Source organism: Puniceicoccus vermicola (assembly GCF_014230055.1).
Taxonomy (GTDB): domain Bacteria; phylum Verrucomicrobiota; class Verrucomicrobiia; order Opitutales; family Puniceicoccaceae; genus Puniceicoccus; species Puniceicoccus vermicola.
In genome coordinates, this window is the sequence record NZ_JACHVA010000040.1 from 162,707 (window position 1) to 168,814 (window position 6,108).

The window sequence follows — 6,108 nt, forward strand, 5'->3', positions numbered from 1 at the left end:
TCCTTTAAGTGCTCATAAGTTCACTGTTCCCGCAACTCAAATTCGATACTCGAAGCGATCGATATGACTCCCAAAAACGCCGGACAAAATAAGCCGAAAAGCCCCGCTGCTAGCCTCTTGCGCCCAAAATGAAGCATCCTCAAAATCTTAGAAAAACCTGCACGCTGCTCTCCAACTTCCTGCATAAAAAGAGGTTGGCTAAAATCCTGTTAAGATAAATTCGTAAATTTCCATAGACAAAGCGTCAAATGATTCGATATTTTACCCTCGATGAAAAAATCCCTACTTGCACTCGCAACAATTCTCACGGCCTTCGGCATGAACGCCCAAGCCCAAGAAGGACCAACTCGCGCAATCGAACTTTCCGTTTGGTCGCCAATCCAACTTGGAGACGCCACCGACAGCGTGAAAGGAGTTCGCTTGAACATCTTCTACGCGAAGAACGATGACCTCACCGGTCTGGACCTCGGCCTTTTCGGTCTTGGTTACAACACCGGCGACGTCAAAGGTGTCCAATTGAACTTCATCGGCAGTGTCGTCGAAGGTGACATGTCCGGTTGGCAAACCGGGATCTACACCCACACCAAGGGTGAGTTCCGCGGTCTGAAAGGCGGCCTCATTAACCTTCAGGGTGACGACTTCTACGGATGGCAAGCTGGCGCGATCACCCTCGCCGACGCAAAAGTTGCAGGTCTCCAAACGGGTCTCTTCAATAAAGCCGGTGACATGCGAGGCCTCCAGTTGGGCTTGGTGAACTACTCCGAAAAACTCTACGGGGTTCAAATCGGCCTGGCGAACATCAACGTCGAAGCAGATCCGCTCTACTTCTTCCCGTTCGTCAACGCTTCCTTCTAAGCTCAGGCGAAGCCAAATACTTTCCCAACCGTCGCCCTTCTCGGGCGGCGGTTTTTTATGCCCCTTCTGGCAACTTTCCCGTCACATCGTCAATCCATTGAGAGCAGCCCCTTTCTGCACGTTTCACCGTCGGACCAGAACCGGAGACATTTTGAAGACGAGCACGCCCCGATTACGGATCTCTTCGATGACATCTCTACGGGGGTCCCGGTAGCAGGGTTTAACATTTCGGCGTTGACACCCTTCCCGCCTTTCGGACTGATTACTGGTTTTCGGCGACATCGCGAAACGAGAACTTGGATCATTCCATCCTTCTAGTCTCCCTCCGAAACGTCCCCGCAATTGGATTTGTGCTCAACGAATCCCGAACCGGCACTCGAAAACGCCGAACCCACTGATCGAATAAATTCACCGGATGTCCGAATCCAAAGCTAACTCCAACGAGGTTGAAGTAGAGGGAGTCCTCGAAATCCTCAAAAACAAGACGGGCCAACTGTTGCAGCCGGCCTACAACGGCCGCCAACGCCCAGACGACCCTTTCGTTCCCAAAGAACTCATCCGCCGCTTCAAGCTGAAGCAAGGGAGCCACATCAAAGCCAAGGCGATCCACGACGGCCGTTTCCCGAACCCGAAAGTCCGCTTTATCGACGCCATTGACGGCGATACGATGGACGACCGGCGGAACCGATTCGCTTTCACCCAGCTGACCACCGTAACTCCGGACGAGAAAATCGCCCTCGAGTCTAAGGATGGCCGGATGACCACCCGGATCATGGACCTTTTTTGCCCCATTGGGAAAGGACAGCGCGGCCTCATTGTCGCCCCTCCCCGCACCGGGAAAACCACTTTGCTCAAGGATATTGCCGCTGGCGTTCAAGAGAATCATCCCGAGTGCCACCTCATGGTTCTTCTCTGTGATGAACGTCCTGAGGAGGTCACCGACTTCCGCCGCACCGTCGAAGCGGAACTCTACGCCTCCTCGAACGATGAGGAAATCTTCAACCACCTGCGCGTCGCCGAGCTCGCAATCGACCGGGCCAAGCGTCTGGTGGAAGTGGGCAAGGACGTCGTCCTTCTCGTCGATTCGCTGACCCGCATCTCCCGCGCCTACAATTCAGGCAAAGGCGGAGGTGGCCGGACCATGACGGGGGGGCTGGACATCCGCGCCCTCGAAAAACCCCGCCAACTCTTTTCCGCTGCCCGGAAAACGGAAGAAGCTGGAAGCCTGACGATTGTCGCTTCGGCTCTCATCCAAACCGGCAGCAAAATGGATGATCTCATCTTCCAGGAATTCAAAGGCACCGGTAACATGGAGATGGTTCTCGATCGCAAGGTCGCCGAACTGCGCATGTGGCCCGCCATCAACGTCAACGCCTCCGGCACCCGCCGCGAGGAACTTCTTCTCGCTCCGGATGTCTTGGAAAAAACTCAGTTTTTCCGGAGAGCCATCGCCAGCCTCAAACCCGAAGACGCGGCGGAGACCGTCCTCTCCCGGATGGGCAGAACCGATACAAACCAAGAATTTTTACGCTTGTTAAATCTTTAAACGAGCTTTTCCGGCAATCCCGTAGGATTCGGGGTTGCCATCCGAACGGAGAAAGCCCATGAAGGAAGGCTTTCGTCCCTCCGAAAACCTTCTTTTACACCGAGACCAACGCAGACCGAAGACCGAATGGAACATCCATTTGCCGAACAGTGCCAAGAACTGGCAAAATCAATCCTCTGGAATAACCTAGGGGCTATCAACGAGGACGGAACCCTCTCCCCACTGGACGCAGAAGCTTCTGTCGCCAATGAACCGGGCCACGCAGCGCTCGCGATCGGAGAATACTACCGCGCAACCGGGGAAACCCAGCTGGAGGAATTCGACCTGGTCGACCTCGCTGCCCGCACGGTGACCGCTCAGGTCTTCGACGAAGAACGCAACGAGAATGGACTGGCTTACGCCGGCCTCGGCCTCCTGTCCTTTGGCCCCGCCAAGGACCGCAACGCCGTCTGGTCACGCTTGGTCGACGAGACCCGTGAGGCCCTCGATCGCCAGATGCTCATGCGTTCCGAGTTCTCGGATCACCGTCAGGCCTGCAACATTGCCAAGGCCGTGACCCGCTTCAGCTTCGGCCTCACCAAGAAGGACGAAACCGGCAAGCTCATCGAGCGCTTCCTCGAGCAGATCAAGAGTAACAGCTCCAGTGGATTCTTCGACGACGCTGGCGGCGAAGGCATCGGAGGCACTTTCGACATTTACGGCATCCTCGCATTCGTGATGATCCGCCAATCCCTGCAGTTGCACGCCAACTTGCATCTCCGCGACCGCAAGCTTCCCAGCCTGCGCACCCATGCGGAGAAATATGTTAAGATGATGCCCGACCTCGTCCGCCAAGATGGACTCGGCTGGGCCTACGGTGAGAACATCGGCGCCTACGGCCAGATGCACTGCATCAGCATCATTCTTCAGGCTCTTCGTGACGACTGGATCGCTCCGGAGAAGAAGCCCGTCTATCTCGACGTCCTTCGCCGCCTCTTCCAATTCTTCTTCCAAACCTACGTGGATCAGGAGCAGGGCTTCCTCGTCATTCGTGACGAAGAGCGTTCGACCATTTCCCGGCACACCAGCCGCATGGCGAATTTCGACGCCGCCCGCTACCTCAGCCAGTGGTCCCGACTCGCCCGTGCGATCGGTGGCAACCTGGGAGACGCCCGTCCAGCCCCTGCAAAGTCCGGTGGCAAGTTCACCCTTTACCAGCGGGGACGCCGCGAAAACGGCCTCTTCAGCTACAGCGACGCCGCCTCCGGCCTACACTTCCAGATCCCGCTCGTCGGCAACCGTGGCCGAGCCAACTCCGACTCGCTGGCATTCCCGCACAGCCCCGGGATCTTCGACTGGCCCTGCGGACGCTACCTGCCAGTCATGGTCCCCGAACTCAACTTCGGCGGGCAACGGGTCGTCCCCTGCTACTACGGCAAGAGCTGCGTGACCGGTATTGGCCGCCGCAATTCCCTCTTCTTCTCTTACGAGCAACCCGACCTCATCACGGTCGAGGAAAAGATCATCCCGAACCTCGGCTCCTGCAAAGTGCGCTGGGAGTTCAACGGAACCAAGATCTCCAGTGAGTTCTCCTTTGAGGTAAAGACCCAGACTACGATCGACAGCATGCGTTACGTTCTGGCTGTCGGAATGCCTCACTCGCGTCATCGCGTCGGCACCTCTCTGAAGCTCGGTGAAGAAGGCCTCCGCCCGAACGTCCTCAAAGACGACTTCCAAGGCGAATGGCAGGAAAATGAGATCGTCGCCAACGACGCCGACTCCCGCACCTACTGGGGTCCCCTCTTCTACTTGCAGACAATCGCTCGCAACCATCCCCTCGTCCTCCGTCCTGGCCAAATTTATCGCTTCGCGATCGAATTCGACCCGGACCTGACGCTGGCCGATGCTTAGTGTCCGGATCATCCCCTGTCTCGACGTTGCCGCCGGCCGCGTGGTCAAGGGGGTGAAGTTCGAAGAACTCCGCGACGCGGGAGATCCCGTCGAATCCGCAAAGGCTTATGAGGCCCAAGGGGCCGACGAACTCGTCTTTCTCGACATTACCGCTTCCAGCGATGAGCGGGAGATCATGCTTCATGTCGTCGAGCGGACCGCGTCCGAATGCTTCATGCCCCTTACCGTGGGCGGAGGGTTGAGAACCGTCGAAAACATCCGCACCATGCTGAAGGCCGGTGCCGACAAGGTCAGCCTGAATACGGCTGCCATCCTCGACCCAGAGCTCATCCTCAAATCTTCGAAACGCTTCGGCAACCAGTGCATCGTCTTGGCCATCGACGCCAAGAAAGAGCCGGGAGAAAACCGCTGGCGCGTCTACACGCACGGCGGGCGCAAACCCACCGAACTCGACGCCGTGGAATGGGCCAAGAAAGCCGTCTCCCTGGGCGCCGGAGAAATCCTCCTGACCAGCATGGACCAGGACGGAATGAAAAACGGATACGACATCGAGCTCACCCGAGCCGTCAGTGAAGCGGTCGAAGTCCCGGTCATCGCCTCCGGCGGAGCCGGCAAGCTCGATCACCTCGCCGACGTCCTTGACCAAGGCAAGGCCAGCGCGGTCCTCGCCGCCTCCATTTTCCACTTCGGCACCTACTCGATTCCAGAAGCAAAAGCTTTTCTTCGCGAGCGTGGGATTCCCGTTCGCGAAATCTAAGACGAGCAGCACCGATCTTCCACAAAGGAAGGTCACAGACAAAACGTTGGTGTCCCCATCGTACCGTTCAGCTTCAGCAAAAGGATCCTGCCTCTCCGCCCACTACCGGAAACGTGCCCGGGATTAATCGACGAGATCCGTCGTGTTGCACTTGAACTCGCACTGGGAAGGAGTAGCTTCTTTCTTAGTGCCACGGCTCAAATTCTTCCTCCCCCTTTTTTTCGGTTCATCGTCATTTCCCGGGGAAAGCATGCTTAATCTTGAGGAAGAAGTATTCCGTATCCCTGAAGCCATAAGCGGTTCTTTTGATGACCTTGATCTTGTTGTTCATGCCCTCGAGCACGCTGGTGTTGAGTGGGTATTTGGCTGAGGCTATGATTCCACGGAGGTAGGGTCTGAGTTTATCAGCGAAGGCGAGCAGGGGTTTGATTTTGGACTCACGGCACATCCTCCACCATGTGCGCCAGCGTTTGAAGGCGCCCCAGATGCTTGAGCTTCGCCATAGTTCTTTGAGCTGTTCTTTCAGGACGTAGACTTGAGCCAAGGATTGGTTGGCATTCATCAGCTCTTCGAGCCTGACAAGTTCTTCTTCATTGAGGTTGTCCTTGTTCTTTAGAAGTAACCATCGGCTACGTTTGACCGCTCTGCGAGCCGACTTGTTCTGCCTTAGTTCATTGGCCTGATCCACGCGGACTCGGTCGATGACTTCACGGCCGTATTTGGCAACGACATGAAAAAGGTCGTAGACGACTTCCGCATTCGGGCAGTGCATCTTCACCTCCAGGTCAAAGGCGCTGTTCTGATCCATCGCGACCGCTTCGATTTGATCGCAGTGTTCGCCCAGTGATTCAAAGAAGGGGCGTATGGATTCGCGACTGCGCCCTTCACCGATCCAAAGCACTTGCCGAGTGTCCGCATCGGCTACGACGGAGGCGTAGCGGTGCCCCTTGTGCAATGCGAACTCATCCATGACCAGAGTTCTGAGCGAACCGTAATCGACTTCAGGCAACTCCCGAACCAACCTAGCTTTGTCAATGCGTTTGACGGTGTGCCAAGGCAA

The 6,108-nt window shown here is 56.5% G+C and carries 5 protein-coding genes; 4 read left to right on the plus strand and 1 reads right to left on the minus strand.

Features of this window, described 5'->3' with window-relative positions; all coding sequences use genetic code 11:
• Positions 1–270 precede the first annotated feature (270 nt).
• The 4 genes from H5P30_RS04235 (at position 271) to hisF (ending at position 5,048) form a co-directional block, all read left to right on the plus strand.
• Positions 271–855 carry an LA_2272 family surface repeat-containing protein gene (locus H5P30_RS04235; protein WP_185691714.1) on the plus strand — a complete coding sequence of 195 codons (585 nt, stop codon included), beginning with the start codon at positions 271–273 and terminating at the stop codon, positions 853–855.
• Positions 856–1,270: 415 nt separating this feature from the next.
• Positions 1,271–2,401, plus strand: a complete 1,131-nt coding sequence (rho, locus tag H5P30_RS04240; protein WP_185691715.1) for a transcription termination factor Rho — start codon at positions 1,271–1,273, stop codon at positions 2,399–2,401.
• Between the two features lie 126 nt (positions 2,402–2,527).
• Positions 2,528–4,291, plus strand: coding sequence for a hypothetical protein (locus H5P30_RS04245; protein ID WP_185691716.1), 1,764 nt, complete (start codon positions 2,528–2,530; stop codon positions 4,289–4,291).
• Positions 4,284–5,048, plus strand: a complete 765-nt coding sequence (hisF, locus tag H5P30_RS04250) for an imidazole glycerol phosphate synthase subunit HisF (protein WP_185691717.1) — start codon at positions 4,284–4,286, stop codon at positions 5,046–5,048. Before H5P30_RS04245 ends, hisF begins: the two co-directional genes overlap by 8 nt.
• Before the next feature lie 232 nt (positions 5,049–5,280).
• Here hisF and H5P30_RS04255 read toward each other — a convergent pair.
• Positions 5,281–6,108, minus strand: an 828-nt coding sequence (locus tag H5P30_RS04255; protein ID WP_185691362.1) for an ISL3 family transposase, incomplete at its 5' end; no start/stop codon positions are given.